The organism is Streptomyces sp. NPDC050732 (genome assembly GCF_040654255.1).
Taxonomy (GTDB): domain Bacteria; phylum Actinomycetota; class Actinomycetes; order Streptomycetales; family Streptomycetaceae; genus Streptomyces.
In genome coordinates, this window is record NZ_JBFAHP010000007.1 from 1 (window position 1) to 18,026 (window position 18,026).

The 18,026-nt window shown below is 73.7% G+C and carries 8 protein-coding genes; 6 read left to right on the forward strand and 2 right to left on the reverse strand.

Annotated features, from left to right (window positions below; genetic code table 11):
- The 5 genes from AB0H82_RS08090 (at nucleotide 1) to AB0H82_RS08110 (ending at nucleotide 12,504) form a co-directional block, all read left to right on the forward strand.
- The gene (locus AB0H82_RS08090; RefSeq protein ID WP_362990082.1) at nucleotides 1-6,117 is read left to right on the forward strand and encodes an HAD-IIIC family phosphatase; all 6,117 of its coding nucleotides are present in this window, start codon (nucleotides 1-3) and stop codon (nucleotides 6,115-6,117) included.
- 358 nt (nucleotides 6,118-6,475) lie between these two features.
- Nucleotides 6,476-9,025 (forward strand): thioester reductase domain-containing protein, encoded by a 2,550-nt coding sequence (locus tag AB0H82_RS08095; protein WP_362990084.1) that lies wholly within the window; start codon nucleotides 6,476-6,478, stop codon nucleotides 9,023-9,025.
- Nucleotides 9,022-10,125, forward strand: a complete 1,104-nt coding sequence (locus AB0H82_RS08100; protein WP_362990086.1) for an alpha/beta fold hydrolase — start codon at nucleotides 9,022-9,024, stop codon at nucleotides 10,123-10,125. The genes AB0H82_RS08095 and AB0H82_RS08100 overlap by 4 nt, the downstream gene beginning before the upstream one ends.
- The gene (locus tag AB0H82_RS08105) at nucleotides 10,109-11,551 is read left to right on the forward strand and encodes an MFS transporter (protein ID WP_362990088.1); all 1,443 of its coding nucleotides are present in this window, start codon (nucleotides 10,109-10,111) and stop codon (nucleotides 11,549-11,551) included. Before AB0H82_RS08100 ends, AB0H82_RS08105 begins: the two co-directional genes overlap by 17 nt.
- A 20-nt stretch (nucleotides 11,552-11,571) precedes the next feature.
- Nucleotides 11,572-12,504, forward strand: a complete 933-nt coding sequence (locus AB0H82_RS08110) for a sigma-70 family RNA polymerase sigma factor (protein WP_362990090.1) — start codon at nucleotides 11,572-11,574, stop codon at nucleotides 12,502-12,504.
- A 4-nt stretch (nucleotides 12,505-12,508) separates the two neighbouring features.
- Here AB0H82_RS08110 and AB0H82_RS08115 read toward each other — a convergent pair whose 3' ends face one another.
- Together AB0H82_RS08115 and AB0H82_RS08120 are read right to left on the reverse strand one after the other, a co-directional pair.
- Nucleotides 12,509-14,560, reverse strand: a complete 2,052-nt coding sequence (locus tag AB0H82_RS08115; protein WP_362990092.1) for a translation factor GTPase family protein — start codon at nucleotides 14,558-14,560, stop codon at nucleotides 12,509-12,511.
- Nucleotides 14,561-14,705: 145 nt separating this feature from the next.
- Nucleotides 14,706-15,659, reverse strand: a complete 954-nt coding sequence (locus AB0H82_RS08120; protein ID WP_362990094.1) for a CPBP family intramembrane glutamic endopeptidase — start codon at nucleotides 15,657-15,659, stop codon at nucleotides 14,706-14,708.
- A 136-nt stretch (nucleotides 15,660-15,795) separates the two neighbouring features.
- Between AB0H82_RS08120 and AB0H82_RS08125 the strand changes: the two genes are divergently transcribed.
- Entirely contained in the window at nucleotides 15,796-18,003 is a 2,208-nt protein-coding gene (locus tag AB0H82_RS08125) for a histidine kinase (RefSeq protein ID WP_362990096.1), read from the forward strand.
- Nucleotides 18,004-18,026 lie beyond the last annotated feature (23 nt).

An 18,026-nucleotide genomic window follows, 5' to 3' on the forward strand; every position in this document is an offset into this window, starting at 1 on the left:
GTGTCGGGTTCGCCGGGCGAGCTGGATGCCTTCATGGCCGCGTGTGAGGCCGATGGTGTGCAGGTGCGGCGGATCGCGGTGGATTACGCCTCGCACTCGCCGCAGGTCGAGGATCTGCGCGATGAGCTGCTGGAGGTGCTCGGGGAGATCGAGCCTCGCAGTGGGCAGGTGCCGCTGTTCTCCACCGTCACGGGCGATGTGGTCGACACGGCGGTGATGGACGCGGAGTACTGGTTCACCAATCTTCGTCAGACCGTCCGCTTCGATGCTGCCCTGCACCACCTCCTGGAGGCCGGGCATCGTGCCTTCGTCGAGGCCAGCCCGCACCCCGTGCTCCTCGGCGCCGTCGTGCAGAACGCCGATCACCTTCGTACGAAGGGCGTGACCGCCGTCGGCACGCTCCGGCGCAACGAGGACGAGAAGGCACAGCTGCTCCGCGGCCTCGCCGAGGTGTTCGTCGCGGGCGTCGACGTGGACTGGTCGCCGTGGGTGGCGGGTGGCCGGCTCGTCGAGCTGCCGACGTACGCCTTCCAGCGCCGCCGGTACTGGCAGCCCGCCGCGGCCGCCTCCGCCGACGTCGGCTCCGCGGGCCTGGAAGCCGTACGGCATCCGCTGCTCGGCGCCGCCGTCCGGCTCGCCGACAGCGACGACGTCGTCCTCACCGGACGCCTGTCGCGCGCCGCCCAGCCCTGGCTCGCGGACCACGCGGTCTTCGGCACGGTCATCCTGCCCGGCACCGCCTTCGTCGAGCTGGCCCTGCGCGCCGCCGACGAGGTGGGCTGCGACACGGTGCGTGAGCTGACGCTGACCGCGCCGCTGCGGCTGCCCGAACAGGGCGAGGTCGACGTCCAGGTGCAGGTGGGCGGCGCGGACGGCGCCGGGCGCGCCCTCGACATCTACGCCCGGCCCCGCCGGTCCGACGGTTCCGGAGCGTGGACCCGGCACGCGTCCGCCATCCTGACCACCGGCGGCACGACGGCGGACACCGCCGGCAACCCGCTGTACGGCGCCGCCTGGCCGCCCGCGGGCGCCGAACGGCTGGACGCCGCCGCGCACTACGACACGATGGCGGACGCGGGCCTGGAGTACGGTCCCGCGTTCCAGGGCCTGTCCGACGTATGGCGGCTCGACGGCGAGATCCTCGCGCAGGTCGCCCTGCCCGGCCGGCAGGCGGAGGAGGCGCGGCGCTTCGGCGCGCACCCCGCCCTCCTCGACGCCGCACTGCAGGCCGCGGCCGTGGACGGGCTCGAAGGCGCCACGCCGCTGCCGTTCTCCTTCGGCTCGGTGACCCTGCACAGCCGGGGCGCCGACGAGGTGCGCGTACGCATCGTGCCCACCGGTGGCGACACGTTCACGGTGGAGGCGGCCGACCCGTCCGGTACGCCGGTCGCGCGCATCGACTCCCTCCTCGTACGCCCGGTGGCCGCCGGCGATCTCGCCACGCCGGACAGCAGCACGCAGGCGCTGCTTTCCCTCACCTGGGCGCCGCAGGCGGCGGATGCCGGCGGAACGGCCCCGGCGGGGACGGAGACCTCGGACGTCACGGTCATCGACGTCAGCGCCATCGCGGGCACGAGCTCCACCGCCGACGACGCGGCCCGCGCGCGGACCGTCCTCCACGACACCCTGGCCCGGATGCAGGAGTGGCTGGCGCGGGACCGGCCCGCCCCGGCCCGCCTGGTCGTGCTCACCCGGCACGCCGTGCTCACCGGAGCCGAGGCGCCCGACGCCGCGCTCGACCTCGCCCAGGCCTCCGTGTGGGGCCTCGCCAGGGCAGCCCGCGCGGAGAACCCGGGCCGCGTCATCCTCGTGGACACCGATGTCGACTCCGGAGCCGGCGAGGGCACCGGCACCGACGGGCTCGGCCAGGGCACCCTCGCGGACGTCCTGCGCTCCGGCGCGCCCGAACTGGCGCTCAGGGGCGGCAAGCCGTACGTGCCGTCCCTCCGCGCCGAGGACGCCCAAGCGGCCCCCGGTGCAGTCCCCGGCGCAGCCCTCGGCACGGGCACCGTCCTCATCACCGGCGGTACGAGCGGCCTCGGCGCGCAGGTCGCCCGGCACGCCGCCCGGCTCGGCGCCCGGCACCTCCTCCTGCTGTCCCGGCGCGGCCCCGCGGGCGACGGCGTGGCCGCCCTGAGCGACGAACTCACCGCCGCGGGAGCCCGGGTCACCGTCGTCGCCTGCGACGCCGCGGACCGCGAGCAGCTGGCCCGCGTACTGCGTCAACTGCCGCAGGAGTATCCGCTGACCGCCGTCGTCCACGCGGCGGGCATCCTCCGTGACGCCGTCGTCGAGTCCATCGACGCGGACGGCCTGAACGCGGTGCTGCGGCCGAAGTCCGACGCCGTCTGGAACCTGCACACGCTCACCGAGGGCACGGAGCTCTCCGCCTTCATCGCCTTCTCCTCCCTCGCCGGCGTCCTCGGCGGCGCGGGCCAGGCCGGCTACGCCGCCGCCAACGCGTTCCTCGACGCGCTGATGCAGCAGCGCCGCAGGACCGGACTGCCCGGACTCTCCCTGGCCTGGGGGCTGTGGGCGGAGGCCACCGGCATGACCGGACACCTCGGCGACGCCGACCTGGAGCGCATCAACCGCGGGGGCATCGCCGCGCTCTCCACCGAGCAGGGGCTCGGGCTCCTGGACGCGGCGCTCACTCGCGACGCGGACGACGCGCTGCTCCTCGCGGCCGCCCTCAACGAACCCGTCCTGCGCGCCACCGAACCGGCGCTGCTGCCCCCGCTCCTCGCGGGCCTGTACCCGCCGCGCCGCCGTCTCGCCGGGTCCCGCAAGGGACGCCCGGCGGACGCCGGCGGACGGCTCTCCCTCGACTCGCGGGACGCGGTCGTCGACCGGCTGCGGTACCGGTTCGCGGCGACGATGGGCTTCGGCACCGAGGAGCTCGACGCCGGCGCGGCACTCGTCGGGCAGGGCCTCGACTCCGTGATGGCCATGCAGATCCGCAGCCTGATCGAGGCCGATTTCGGCCAGTCCCTGCCGATCGCCTCGCTGTTCAACGGCGCCAGCGTGGACTCCATCGCCGACCAGCTGATCGCGGGCGCGGAAGGGGCCGCCGAGGCCGCTCCGGAGAGTGCGGACGCCGCGGTGGGCGCCGAGATCGTCGACGACGTCGTACGCCACCCGGCCACCCGCGACGTCGTACGCCTCCTCCGTGCCGAACAGCACGGCACGCCCGGCGTCACCCACCACATCGGGCTCGCCGTGCGCCTCACCACGCCGACCACCCCGGAGCGGCTCGCCGAGGTCATCACCTCGCTGGCCGCCCGGCACGCCGCGCTGCGCACCGCGATCGTCCAGGACACCGACGGCGTACAGCAGTTGGAGGTACGCCGCTCCCTCGACGGCGACCTGCTGCGGTGGTCCGACGTCGCCGAGGACACCGACGTGGACGAGCGGCTGTGCGCGCTGATGGAGCCGCCGTTCGACCTGGCCACGGCCCCGCTGTGGCGGTTCGAGCTGCTCGCGCACCCGTCCGGCGAGCAGGTCCTCGTGTTCGGCGCGCACCACGCCGTCTCCGACCTGGCCTCGCTCATGCTCGTGGCGCACGGCCTGGGCGCGGGGCTCGCCGGGGCACAGCCGCCCGCCGAGGTCACCAACCGCGACATCGACCTGCTGCTGCGCGCCCAGAGCACCCCGAGCGCCCCGAGCGCCCAGGACTGGCGTGCGGACTTCGCCGGGGCCGGGCGGCTCGACCTGGAACTCGCCGCGCCGCGCCCCGCGCAGCGGTCGTACCGCTCGGCCATGCACCTCGCCGAGCTGCCGCGGGAGCTCCAGGAGCGGGTGGAGAGCGGGGCCAAGGGGCTCGGCATCACGCCCGCCGCGTTCTGGCTCGGCGCGCTGACCGCGCACCTCGCGCGGCTGCGCGACCGGGACCGGTTCGTCCTCGCGGTCCCCGTGGACACCCGCATGCACGTGTCGGCGCTCGACGCCGTCGGCTACTTCGGACTGCCGATCCCGTACGCCGCGCAGGTCGACGCCGACGACACCGCCGAGGACGTCCTCCGGCGCACCGACAGCCGGCTCAGCCGGGTCCTGGAGCGCGGCGTCACGTTCTTCGACGCGATGTCCGCGCTCGTGCAGGAAGGCCTGTACCGCAAGGACGCGCCGCTCGTCGAGGTCTACTTCAATTACATGCCGCCGCAGGCCGGAGCGGCGGAGGGCCTGCACATCGTCCCTGCGGGCACCGGCTACTCCGACCTCGACCTGATGGTGACGGTGATGCCGGGCCTCGGGAAGGTCGGCCTGGAGTACAACACCGACGTACTCGACGACGCGTCCTGCGCGTCGCTCGCCGAGGAATTCCTGCGCCTCGCGGAACAGTTCGCGACGGACGCGACGACACCGGCGAGGCGGGCCGCACCGGCCGCCGCAGCGGTGCTCACGGATGAACCCGCACTGACCACTGAACCCGCACTCGCCACTGAACCCGCACTCACCACTGAACCCGGGCCCACCGCTGCCCCGACTCCCCGGATCGCCCTCGCCGCGACCTTCGCCCTCGGCAACCTCCCGGCCATGCTGTCCTTCGCCGTGCGGGACGCCGGGGTCGAGGGCGGGCCCTTCGACGTGGCGGAGGCGCCGTACCACCAGGTCCTCGCGAGCCTGCACGACCCGGGCAGCGTGTTCGTCCAAACGTCGACGGCCGTCGGACTCGTCCTGCTGCGGCCCGGCGACCTCACCCGCTTCACGGACGACGGCAGCGGGCCGGAGCACGCGCTGCTCGACCAGCTCGCCGACGAGTACCCGGCCGCGCTGCGCTCCCTCGCCGAGCGCACCCGCAAGCCGCTCGTCGTCGCCTTCCTGCCCGAGAGCGCCGACGACGGACGCCTCCGGAACTGGGAACAGCGGGTGACGCGGCACCTCGCGGAGGTCCCCGGCATCGCCGTCCTGCCCTCGGACACCTGGACCGGCGACGACTACCCGGTGGCGGACGTGTTCGACGCCCACACCGACGCGATGGCCCACCTGCCGTTCCAGGACGAGTTCCAGGCACTGGTGGCGCTGCGCCTCGCCGACGTATTCCAGCAGGTACGCCGGCGGGCACCCAAGGTGATCGTCGTCGACGGCGACGAGACGCTGTGGAGCGGCATCGCGGGCGAAGTCGGCCCCGAGAACGTCGACTTCACCGGGGGCCGCGCCCTGCTTGCCGCCCGGCTGCTGCAGTGGCGGGAGGCGGGCGTGCTGCTCGCCATGGTCTCCAACAACGACGAGGAGACCGTCCACCGCATCCTCGACCGGCCCGACAGCCCGCTGCGCCGCGAGCACTTCGCCGCGATCTCCGCCGCCTGGGAACCCAAGTGGACCCGGATCGTCAGGATCGCCGACGAACTCCGGCTCGGCCTCGACAGCTTCCTCTTCCTCGACGACAACCCCGTCGAAATCGCGGGGGTCCGCGCCCAGTTGCCGGAGGTGCTCTGCCTCACCTGCCCGAGCGCCGACGAACTCGCCGCGTTCGTCCACCGGTTGTGGCCGATGGTGCCGCGGGCCGCGACGGCGGAGGACTCCGCCAGGGCCGACTTCTACCGGCAGGAGCAGGTGCGCGACGAGGCCAGGGCCCAGCTCGGCTTCGCCGAGTTCCTGGCGAACCTCCGGCTCGAACTGGACATCGAGCCGGTGAACGAGGAGACCGCCGAGCGCACCGTCCAGCTCAGCAGGCGCACCAACCAGTTCAACCTGCGGCCCCGCCCCCTGGACGACGCCGAACTGGCGCGGCTGCGGCAGAGCGGCGAGGTGTGGACGGCGACCGCACGGGACCGCTTCGGCGCGTACGGGCAGATCGGCGTCCTGGCCGTCACCGTCGACGGTGACGCGCTCGAAGTCGTCGCCTGGATGATGAGCTGCCGCGTGCTCGGCCGGGGCGTCGAGGACCGGCTGCTGCAGTGGCTCGCCGACCGCGCCGAGGCCCACGGCTGCACCACGGTGCGCCTGATCGCCGACCACACGCCCCGCAACATTCCCGCCCGACGCCTCGTGTCCCGCCTCGGCGGCGGCGACGTCGACGCACCCCGCCTGGAGACGGCGGTGGGGCTCGCACACCTTCGGGAGTTCCGTTCCTGGGACCCCGCATCCGATCCTGCAGCGGAGGACAGCAATGCCTGAGGCGGCCAGCGGCACGAGTCGCAACCGCAGTGTCAACCGGCGACCCGAGGAGGAGGCGATCGAGCGTCACGCGCCCGGCCGCAGCGCGGCAGCCAACCTCCTGTCCCACTTCCGGAAGCCCCCGCCCGGACCTGCCACCACGCAGCCGTCCACCGGGGCGACGACGCCTCCGGGGCCTGCGAGTCCTGCGGGGCCGGGGAGTGCTGCGGAGCCCGCGGGTTCCGGGGGGCCTGCGGGTGCTGCGGCGCCCGTGAGTGCAGCGGGGCCGGGGAATGCTGCGGTGCCCGCGGGTTCCGTGGGGCCTGCGAGTCCTACGACGCCCGCGAGTTCCGTGGCGCCTGGGAGTGCTGCGGCGCCCGTGAGCGCTGCGGGTCTCGCGCACCCCGCGGGGCCTGCCCATGTCGCGGGGCCTGACCATCCCGCGGGACCCGCGCAGGCCGCCGAGGCCACCGGCGGCCGGTCCGCGCGGACCGTCGCGGAAGTCGCCGCGGACATCGCGGCCCGTGCCGCCCGCTTCCTGCCCGGCGGCGCGCCCGACTCCGAGACGGACCTGTTCGACGCCGGTCTGTCCTCCGTCGACGCCGTCGAACTCGTCGCGCTGATGGCGCGGGAGCTCGACGTACAGCTGACCCTCGACGACGTCTTCGCCGACGCCCGCCCGCGGCGCCTGGCCCAGCGCTGGGCCAAGGCCCTGGGCCTGCCCACGACGGCGTCACCCGCGCCCGGGGCCCCCGCGCCCGGGATCTCCGCGGCCGGGTCCCCGGTGTCCGGAATCCCCGCGGCCGGGTCCTCCGTATCGGGGACCCCTGCGGCTGGGACCCCTGCGGCCGGGGCCTTCGGGTCGGGGGCCCCCGCGGCCGGGACCCCCGACTCCGTGGCCTCCGTGCCCGGGGCCTCCGCGCCCGGATCCCCTGCGGCCGGGGCCTCCGCACCCGCGACCCCCACAGCCCCCACGACGACCACCCCCACCTTCACTCCCACCCCCACCCCCTCCATCCCCCCCGTCATAATCCCCGCCGCGGAAGGCGGCGCCGTCCACGAGGATCTGGAGGCGATCCTCGCCGACCTCGCGCTCGCCGACCGGCTGCCGTTCAGCCGGCAGGCGGACCCGGTGCCGCCCCGCCACATCCTGCTCACCGGTGCCACCGGGTACCTCGGGAGTCACCTCCTGCTCGACCTGCTGCGGCAGGGTGACGCCCACGTGGTGTGCCTGGTGCGTGCGGCCGACGACGCCGCGGCGGAGCGGCGGCTCGCCGACGCGCTCGCGAGTTTCGACCAGCCGTGGACCGCCGAGGTCCGGCGCAGGGTCACCGTGCTCGCCGCCGACCTGCGGCAACCGTTCCTCGGGCTGGCGCGGGACGTGTGGGAGGGGCTCGCCCGGGACCTCGACTCGATCGTCAACGTCGCCGCCGCCGTCGACTTCCTGCGCGGCTACCCCTCCCTGCGCCAGACCAACGTGCTCGGCCCGCTGGCACTCGCCGAGCTGGCGATGACGGGACGCGCCAAACCGCTGCACCACATCTCCTCGGTCGCCGTCTTCAACGAGGTCGGCATCGAGAAGATGGGCGAGGACGACCCGGTGGCCCACATCGACCGGCTCTTCGCCGGCTACGACAAGTCGAAGTGGGCGGCGGAAGCCGTGCTGCGGCGCGCCCGCGAGCACGGGCTCACCGTCACGTTCCTGCGGCCCGGCGCGATCGGCGGCCACACCCGCACCGGCGTGTACAACCCGCGTGACCTCAGCACCGGGCTGATCGGCGCGTTCTCCCGGTACCGGACCGTGCCCGCCTTCAAGTTCATGAACCTCGCGCCGGTCGACTGGATCAGCAAGGTGACGGCCGCCGTGGTCTTCGACCCCAAGGCGTGGGGCCAGAACTACAACGTCACCGGCCGCGCCGAGACCCTGCCTCAGCTGGTCAAGGACATGAAGCTGGCCGGCATGAACGTCCGGGTGGCCAACTGGCGCGACTGGCGCGACGACCTCATCGAGCGGCACGCCGCCGACCCCGTGCCCGAGCTCGACTTCCTCATCCGCATCCTGCGCAGCCCCACCGCCATGAAGCTCTTCGAGGCGCTGATGTTCGGCCCGGAGGCGGGCTCGGAGCGCACCGACCGCTTCGTCGCGCGGCACCGGCTGCCGGAGGCCGAACGGTACGGCTCGCAGGCGCAGTTGAAGGCGTTCGAGCGGATGGCCAAGGACGGCGTCGCCCGGCTGCCGAGTCGCGAAGACCCGCCCTACCTGCAGTTCCGTGAGCGCACCAAGGGGCGCGTCGGGCCGGTCGGAGCGGACCGCGACGCCAGGTGCAGGATGGCGCTGACCCTCTCCATCGCCAGCATGTACCAGGTCGTACGCCACCGGAAGATCGACGTCCGCGGTGAGGTGTTCTGCGAGCGGCTGCACCCGGAGCCGCTGACCGTGGAGGCGGGCGAGATCTGGGTCCGCCCCGACGAGGGCGTGCCGCTGCGGCACGGAAGTGATCATCCGCTGCTGCGCTACCGCCTCGTCCTCGTGGACCGCGACGGCGGCCGCTGGTGGCTGGAGGGCTGGAAGACGGCCCGCGCCAGCCGCGACTTCTGGAAGCAGACCCGCACCATCGACGTCACCATCGGCCGCGAGAACGAACCCGCGAGCCTCGCCGGTGTCGTCAAGGTCCCCGGCAAGAGCTACGTGCCCGACCAGATCGACGGCATCGAGGTCGACCCGCGCCTCACCTCGCAGGAGCAGCGCCTCGCCAAACTCGCCTGGCTCTCCTGGTTCTTCGTGCAGGTCGGCATGGGCCTCGCCGAGCCGTCCCTGCGCGCCGTCGCCGAACTCCTCGACCTGCGCAAGGACGCCATCGACCGGGACCAGGACAAGCTGCAACGCAAGATCAGGAAGCTGATGATCAAAAGGGAGCAGACCCGATGACGCCGCTGAGGCCCCTCCACCACGCACTCGGCGACCGCGTCGAGGACATCCCCTTCACCGCCTCCGACGGCACCCGGCTCGGCCTCACCCGCGTCGCCCCCGAGGACGGCTCCACCGACCGCCCGGTCGTCCTGATCCTGCACGGACTGACCGCGTCGGCCGACATGTTCACGCTGCCCGAGACCCGCAACCTCGTGGACGTCCTGCTCGACGCGGGCTACGAACCGTGGCTCCTCGACTGGCGGGGCAGCTGTCGGCTGCCGTACAACGAGGGCCGGGTCCGCTACACCTTCGACGACGTGGCGCTCTACGACATCCCCGAAGCGGTGTCGCTGATCAAGGAACGTATCGACGGACGCGAACTCCTCGTCGTGGCCCACTGCATCGGCGCGATGTGCCTGTCGCTGAGCATGGCCGCCGGCCTGGTGCCCGGTCTCTCCGGCGTCGTCGCGCAGGGCGTCTTCCTCACCCCGAAGATGTCCTGGAAGACGCGGGCCCGCCTGCACTTCGGCGGGGAGCTGCTGCGCTCCCGCTTCGTCAACATCCCCACCGACTTCAAGAAGGTCGGCATGTGGTCGAAGCACTCGCTGATCTTCGCCGAGGTGTCGCTGGGCGCCGAGTGCAAGGACCCCAACTGCCAGATCCTGCACAACGACTCGTGGGGTGTCGGCGGATCGCTCTTCGAGCACGACAACCTCGACGACGTCACCCACGACCGCCTCGCCGACCTGTACGGCACGGTGCCGATGTGGATCCTGCCGCACCTGCGCAGCATCGAACTGGCGCACACGATGATGCGGTACAACGACGGCGACGGCCGCTACGACGCCCTGCCGAAGAACGCCCTCGACGAGGCGGGCTCGTTCGACACCCCGCTGATGCTGCTCTCCGGCAGCGACAACCGCTTCTGGTACGACTCGAACGAGATCTGCCACGACGTCCTGAAGCGCCGCTACCCCGAGATGGACGTCCGGTACGTGGAGGTGCCCGGCTACGGCCACCTGGACGCGTTCATCGGCCGCAACGCCGCGCTCGACGTGTTCGGCCACATCGTCGACTTCCTCGACGAGTGCCGGGTCTCCGATGACGTCCGCGCCTGACCACCGGCCGGGCGCTCCGGCGCCCGGCACCCGCCTGCTCATGCCCGTCATCCTGCTCGCGATCTTCACCGTCCCGCTGTCCGTGTCCGGCACCGCCGTGTCCCTCGGCGACATCGCGGACGACCTGGGCAGCTCGTCGGTGGGCGAGCAGTGGGTCCTCAACGGATACAACCTGACGTTCGCCTGCTCGACCCTCGTCTGGGGCTCCGTCGCCGACATCATCGGGCGCTGGCAGGCACTGTTCTTCGGACTGCTCACGTTCGGCGCGGGCTCCGCGCTCAGCCTCGTCGCCGGCGACTACTGGGTCCTGGACGGGGCCCGGTTGCTGGCCGGCGCGGGGGCCGGAGCGGTCTTCTCGGTGGGCACGGCCGTCGTCTCGTCCCACTTCGAGGGCGAACGCCGCACCCGCGCCTTCGCCCTCCTCGGGTCGGTCGCGGGCCTGTCGCTCGCGTTCGGCCCGTCCCTGTGCGGGCTGCTCACCCAGCTCTCCGGCTGGCGCCTCGTCTACGGCTTCCAGCTGGCCTGCCTGGTCGTCGCCTGCGCGGGCATGCCGCTGATCCGCCGCGCCGCCGCCCACGGGAAGCGGCGCGCGGCCCGCATCGACTGGCCGGGGGCGGTGCTGTTCTGCACGGCGACCACCGTCACGCTCGGCGGCCTCGCCCTCGGCTCGGCGACGGGCTGGGCCTCACCGCCCTTCCTGCTCTGCACCGCTCTCGGCATCGGCTGCTACGGCCTGTTCGCCTGGCGCGAGTCCACCGCGCCCAACCCGCTCCTGAGCCTGCGCACCCTGCGCAGCAGGCGCTTCTCCGGCATCACGCTGGTGGTCGCGGTGGCGTCGTTCACCTTCACCAACGCGGTCGCCTACCTCCCGGTGTTCTTCCAGGGCGCCTACGGCGCGTCGGCCGGCGCCAGCGGCGCGTACCTCATGTTCCTGACCCTGCCCGTCCTGGTCGCCCCGCTGATCGCCGCCCGCCTGACCGCCCGCGGCACACCCGCCCACACCATCTTCACGTGGAGCATCGGCCTGCTGGTGGCGGGCCTCGTCCTCGCGGGTGCGACCGCCGCTCCCGGGCTCGCCTGGATGACACTGCCGATGGTCGTCGTCGGCATCGGGTTCGGACTGCAGGCGGGGCTCGTCGACGGTGAGGCGCTCGCGCACGTACCGGCGGAGGAGGCGGGGATGGGGGCGGGCTGGATCAACACGGTCCGCCTGGGCAGCGAGGCCATCGCGGTCTCGCTCTTCGGCTCGCTCTTCGCCAGCTTCGCGGGCGACGCCGACGACGCCTCGCGCGGCGGGTTCGCCGCCATCACGATCGGCTCCACGCTGTGCGCGGCGGTCCTCGGAATCGTCTCGGTCCTCCTCATGCGCAGGCCAGGACCGACCGCCCCGGCCGGCGAACCCAGGGCGGCGGACCGGGTCGCCTGAGCCTCCTGTTCAATGGCGGGATGGACGGGAACGGTTCGGCCCAAGTCGCCCTGGCAGCACGGTTCGAGGAGCACCGGCCTCGCCTGAACGCGGTCGCGTACCGCATGCTCGGCTCACTGAGCGAGTCCGAGGACGCGGTGCAGGAGGCCTGGTTCCGGCTGAGCCGCACCGCGGCGGGGCCGGAGGCGGGGGAGGTGCGGAACCTGGGCGGCTGGCTGACCACCGTCGTCGGCCGTATCTGCCTCGACCTGCTGCGCTCACGGAAGTCCCGGCGCGAGGACTCCCTGGACGCGTCCCTGCGGGCCTACGGCGAGACGCACGTCCCGGACCCGGTCGTGACGCGCGTCGACACGGCCGACCCCGAGCAGGAGGTGCTGCTCGCCGACTCGGTGGGCCTCGCGCTCCTCGTCGTACTCGACACGCTGGCGCCCGCCGAACGCCTCGCGTTCGTCCTGCACGACATGTTCGCCGTGCCCTTCGACGACATCGCGCCCGTCGTGGAGCGTTCGGCGGCGACGACCCGGCAGCTGGCGAGCCGGGCCCGCCGCCGCGTGCGGGGTTCGGCGCCCGCGGCGGAGACCGATGTCGCCAAGCAGCGCGAGGTCGTCGAGGCGTGGATGGCGGCCACGCGCGCCGGCGACTTCGACGCGCTCCTCGAACTCCTCGACCCGGACGTCGTGCTGCGCGCCGACACCGGCGAACTGTCCTCCGGCCTCTCGAAGGTGGTGCGGGGCGCCGCGGCGGTGGCAGGACAGGCGGCGATGTTCGCACGGGGCGCCGCGGACCAGCACATGGTGCTCGTCAACGGCCTCCCCGGCCTGGTCGGGCTCCCCGGCGGCGAGGCGGTCTCGCTCGGCGCCTTCACGGTCGTGGACGGCAGGATCGTGGAGATCGACATCATCGCGGACCGCGAGCGGCTGCGGCACCTGACCCGGTCCCTGACGGACGCCTGAGACATCACCGGGCCGCACTGCCGGTCCGGCGCACCACCCGCAGCAGGTAGTCCTTGCGGTGGAGCGGATCGTGGTCCGTCCGCGCGCGCCTCGGTACCGTGCCGCCGCGCACCGGCTCGTAGTGGTCGAAGGCGGACTCCAACTCGCCCTCGCCGCGCGTGAGTCCGGGCAGCAGCTGCTCCAGCGCGTGCACCTGCTGCGCGGGGATGTCCCCTTCCAGGCGGTACGAAGCTCCGTCCGCCGTCGGGGAGTGCGGGACGGCGCGCAGCCGGGCGAGGACGGGCAGGACCGCCCCGACCGTGTCGGCGGGCACGTCGAGCCGGAAGCGGTGCATCGGCTCGTGCACCACCGTGCCCGCCTCCCGCAGCGCGTCCATCAGGACCAGCGGCGTCAGGTTCCGGAAGTCCCCGGCGGTGCTGGACATGCTCTTGTCGAACGTGCCGTGGGCGTGGCTCTGGCGCGGCCAGTAGCCGGCGTGCGTCATCGTCACCGTGCAGTCGGGGATCCGCCAGCCGTGCAGGCCCTGGTGCAGCGTCTCCCCGACCGTCTCCTCGACGGCCCTGAAGAACGCGTACGGCATCGACCCGAGCTCGACCCCGAGCCGGAACTCCACCCCGGCGCCGACCGGTGCGGGCGCCACCCGCAGCCCGACCGTGGCGAGGAACGGATTGGGGTCCTTGTCGATGATCTCGAACGCCGAGCCGGTGCCTGCGACCCGCTCCACGCAGATCGTCGTGGTCTCCCGGAAGGAGACGTCGAGCCCGAAGTCCTCGGCGAGCGTCGCCTGGACGACCTCCTTCTGGACCTCGCCGTAGAGCGAGACCGACACCTCCTGGCGGATGTCGTCCTGCCGCAGATCGATCAGCGGGTCCTGCTCGGCGAGCTGCGTGAGCGCGAGGTGCAGGGCGCCGCGGTCGGCGGGGCGCAGCGGGGTGACGACCGTCTCCAGGGTCGGCGGCGCGAAGAAACGGCTGCTGGGCCCGACGCCCTCGCGCGGTACGCCGAGCACGTCCCCGATCCGGACGTCCCCCAGCCCCCACAGCTTGCCGATCCGCCCCGCGCGGACCTCCTGGCGCCGCACGTCCGAGCCCTGGTCGAAGACGCTGACGGCCGTGACCTTGCCCTCGCGGACCACCCCGCCGTCACCACCACTACGGAGTTCCAGGCGATCGCGCGTGCGGACCGTGCCCGTGAACACGCGTACGTACGCGATCTTCTCCCCGGCCGCGCCCCGCTCGACCTTGAACACGCTCCCGGAGACGGGCCCTTCGGCGTCGCCGGCCGAGGAGGGCAGGAACTCCCGGATGCCGTCGATCAGTTCACGGACACCCACCCCCGTCACCGCCGACCCGAAGAAGACCGGGTGCACGAGCGCACTCCGGGTCTGCCGGGCCAGTTCGGCGCGGAGACGGTCGTACGAGAGGGATGCCGCGTCGTCGACGTACGCCGAGAGGAGCGCGTCGTCGTGCCCGGCGAGCAGCTCGGCAAGCCGGGCGGTGAAGCCGCCGGCCCCGGCGCTCCCGCCGGTGTACGGGGTGAAGGCGGCTTCGCGCGTGCCGAGCCCGGAGACCGTGCCCATCGGGACGATGTCGGGGGTCAGCCGTTCCGCGATGTGCCGCAGCACGCCCTCGCAGCGGGCGCCGCGGCGGTCCGCCTTGTTCACGAAGATCAGCGTGGGGATGCGCAGCCGGCGCAGCGTCCGCAGCAGGACGCGGGTCTGCGCCTGGACGCCCTCCACGGCGGACACCACGAGCACGGCGCCGTCGAGCACGCTCAGGACCCGCTCCACCTCGGCGATGAAGTCCGGGTGGCCGGGGGTGTCGATCAGGTTGACGGCCGTGCCGCCGATGGAGAAGGAGACGACGGCGGACTTGATGGTGATGCCGCGCTGTCGTTCCAGGGCGAGGGTGTCGGTCCGGGTGGTTCCGTCGTCGACGCGGCCGACCTCGTCGATGACACCGGCGGCGTGCAGGAGCCGCTCGGTCAGGCTGGTCTTACCGGCGTCGATGTGGGCGAGAACGCCCAGGTTCAGAGTGTGCGGGGCAGCTGAATGCACGTGGCGTCATGTCCTCGGGAGAAGTGGCGATTCCTTTCGCGTGGGACATGCACGAACGCCGCATTTCCTTCTCCTCCGCAGACTCCGCCGGGCTCTCGCCGGCTCCCGCCAGTGCAGCAGGCGGCAGCAGCAGGCGGCAACCGATTTAGGCCCCAGAGGTCCCCGTGGCCTCCGTCGCGATCCGGTGCCGCCCCGCCAGCCACAGCACGATCGCCGCGTACGCGCAGAGCATCGCCACGTCGACGGCCACCGACATCCCGTCCATGTCGGCGGCCGTCTCGTCGGAGGCGAGGGCGCCGGCGATCGCGGCCGATACGCCCATCGCCAGCAGGTTGTTGAGCACGTGCAGGCCGATCGCCGCCTCCAGGCCGCCCGTACGGACCGTCAGCAGGCCCGCGACCACGCCGAACACCACGAGGTCCGCGAAGCCCCACGGCGTGCCCCAGCCGTGCGCAGCGGCGAACAGCAGGGCCTGCGGCACGATCGCCACCCACGGCGAGCGGCACCAGGCACCGACCGCCTGGACGAGCCAGCCCCGGAACGCGTACTCCTCGGCCGACGCCTGGAACGGCACGAGCACGCACACCATCGCGAGGCCGAGCAGGAAGTCCGGCACACCGGCCCACTCCACGCCGTCCGTGCCGCCGCCCGACTCCTCGGGCAGCAGCAGCATGACGCCCAGCGAAGCGGTGACCAGCGGCAGCCCCACGGCCGCGCACCGCCCGAGCCAGCGCCACCGCAGCCGTCCGGCCACCGACGACAGGGTGCCCGCCGGGCGCCGCTGCGCCCAGCGCGCGGCGAGGAACACCACGGGGGTGACCAGGGCGAGCGACAGCAGACCCTGCCCCGTCTCGCCGATGCCGCCCCAGACGTGGAACCCGTCCTTGTCGACGGGCCGGTCCAGGACCGCTCCCGCGATCTCGCCGCCGAGCAGCACCAGCATCATGACGACGACGGTGCCGCCCAGCACCAGGCAGGTGCCGGCCAGCGGGCGCCACCAGCGGTGCCGGCCGGTGGCCAGGGCGAGGCGGTGGTAGGGGAGCGGCGGTACGGGGGCGGGCGGGACCGGCACGTAGGGCGGGTGGGGCATCGTCGTCATGCCCACCAGCATTCCGGCGCCGCGGGGCCCGGACGTCGGCCGCCCGCACGATTCCGCTCTCCAACCAGGGATAGACGCGGTCGCGCACGAACCGCTCCGGGGCGGTCGCGTCCCCCTCCGTATCATCGTGCCCGATATGGACCGGATACGTAACTGGCTGCTGCCCGTCCTGCTGGCGATCCAGCAGCTGGCCTACTGGCCGGGCCGCGCGCTGCGCGAGGACGAGCCGGTCGGGGCGGGACAGCTTGTGGCGGCGTTCACCGCCGCGGTCGTGATCACCGCGGCGCTCGGTGTGCGCCGCCACCGCCCGGTGGCCTCGGCCGTCACCGTCGAGGCCGCCCTCATCGCCTGTCTGCTCCTGCCGGAGGACGCGACGCTCCTGCACGCGTTGAGCCTGCTGGTCGCCCTGTTCTCGGTCGCGGTGCGCTGCTGTGGGCGGACGGTCGCCGTCGTCGGCTCGGCCCTCGCCGTCTGCGAGGCGGGGCGTTCGGCCCTGCTGCTCGACTCGGCGGTCGAGGCCGCCGGCGAGACCGCGGTCAACTGCGTGCTCTTCCTGACCGTCGCGGGCCTCGGCCGCAGCCGCCGCCGCTGGCTCGCCGGACGCCGGGCCGCCGCCCGGGAGCTTGCGCGGGCCGAGTCCGAACGGGCCCGCGCCGCCCTCACCGAACGCGAACGGCTCGCCCGCGAACTGCACGACGTCAGCGCCCACCACCTCACCTCGGTCGTGGTCACCGCGGACGCCGCGCTGCGGCTCGCCGACCGCCGCCCCGAACTCACCGCGCAGGCCCTGAAATTCGCGGCCGAGTCCGGGCGCGACACCCTGACGGCGCTGCACCGCTTGGTCACGCTGATGCGGACGGCGGCGGCGGACGAGGAAAGCGCCCTGGCGGACCGCGTCGCCGAACTGGCCGCCGGCTTCGCCCGCCTGGGCCCACGCCCCGCCGTGGACGTGGCGCCGGACCTGGCCGCGCTGACGGGACCGGTCGCCGACGCGGCCTTCGGCATCGTCCGCGAGGCCCTCACCAACGCCCTCCGGTACGCCCCCGGAGCGACGGTACGCGTCCACATCCACGCCACGGAGCCCGACGGCCCGGTGGACCTCACCATCGAGGACGACGGCGCCGCGGCCGCGACACCCGCCCGCCAGAACCTCGGCTCCGGCCGCGGCACGACAGGCATGCGAGAACGAGCGGCGGCCCTCAACGGCACACTGACGACCGGCCCGCGACCGGACGGCCCCGGTTGGTCGGTACGGGCCCGGCTTCCGCGCGGCACGGCGGATATACGGGCGATGGCGCTCGACGGCATGCCGCCGACGGCCGGACCGCGGGGGGATGGCCCCGGTTGGTCGGTGGGTGCTCGGCTTCCGCGCGGCACGGCGGGTATGCGGGCGGCGGTGCTCGATGGCGGGCCGGCGGTGGCCGCGGCGGGGGCGGGTGGTCCGGGGTGGTCGGTGTGGGCCCGGCTTCCGCGCGGCACGGGGGCCCTGCGCCGCCGGGCCGTAAATCATCCCGCCCTGCGTGGCCTGGATCTGTCCGACGTGGCGGTTGCCCTTGCCGTGGGCACGTTGCCGGTCTTCGCGGTTCTCGTCGAGGAGCCCGCTGCGGCCGCCCTCGCCCTCGTGCCCGCCGTCGCGCACGCGCTCCCGTTGCTGTGGCGGCGCCGGGCTCCCTGGGCGGTGCTGTGCGCGGTCCTCGCCACGGCTCTGCTCGGGCCGCTCGGCCTCGCGTTCGGGCTGCTGTCGCCCGCTGTGGCGCTGTGCCTGGTGATGGCGGGTGGCGTCGCGGAGTGCGTGGCGGTGTACGCGGTGGGGGCGTTCGCCGGTCCGGCGCGCGTCACGTGGCTCGCGGCGGGGTTGGCGGCGGTCGGTCTGTCCCTGACCTCGATCGCCCTCGCGTCGGCCGACGGCATCGCGAACCTGGAGGAGGACGGCGGCTCCGGACTCCTCCTCTTCCTGTGCGCCGTGCTCAGCGTGTTCTTCCTGGCGCCGATGGCCGCGCTCTGGGGCCTCGGCGCGGTCGTACGGACCCGGCGCGAACGCGTCAGGGCCTGGGAGGACCACGCCCTCACCGCGACGGTGTGGTCGGCCGTCGCCGAGGCGCACGAGGAGCGCCGCCGCATCGCCGCGGAACTGCGCGGGGAGGTCCTGCGCCACGCCGGCGCGGTGGTCGCGCGGGCGGAGGCGGGCGACCTGCCCGGCGTCGCGGCCGGGGCCCGGGCAGCCCTGTCGTCGATGCGGGACCTGCTGGCGCAGCTGAGAGAAGTGACGGGACCCGGCGATGTACGGGAGCCGCAGCCGACAGCAGCGGCACCCGACATGCCGACCGCACGTCAGACAGTGTGAGGCCGCAGCCGAAAGCCCGAAGG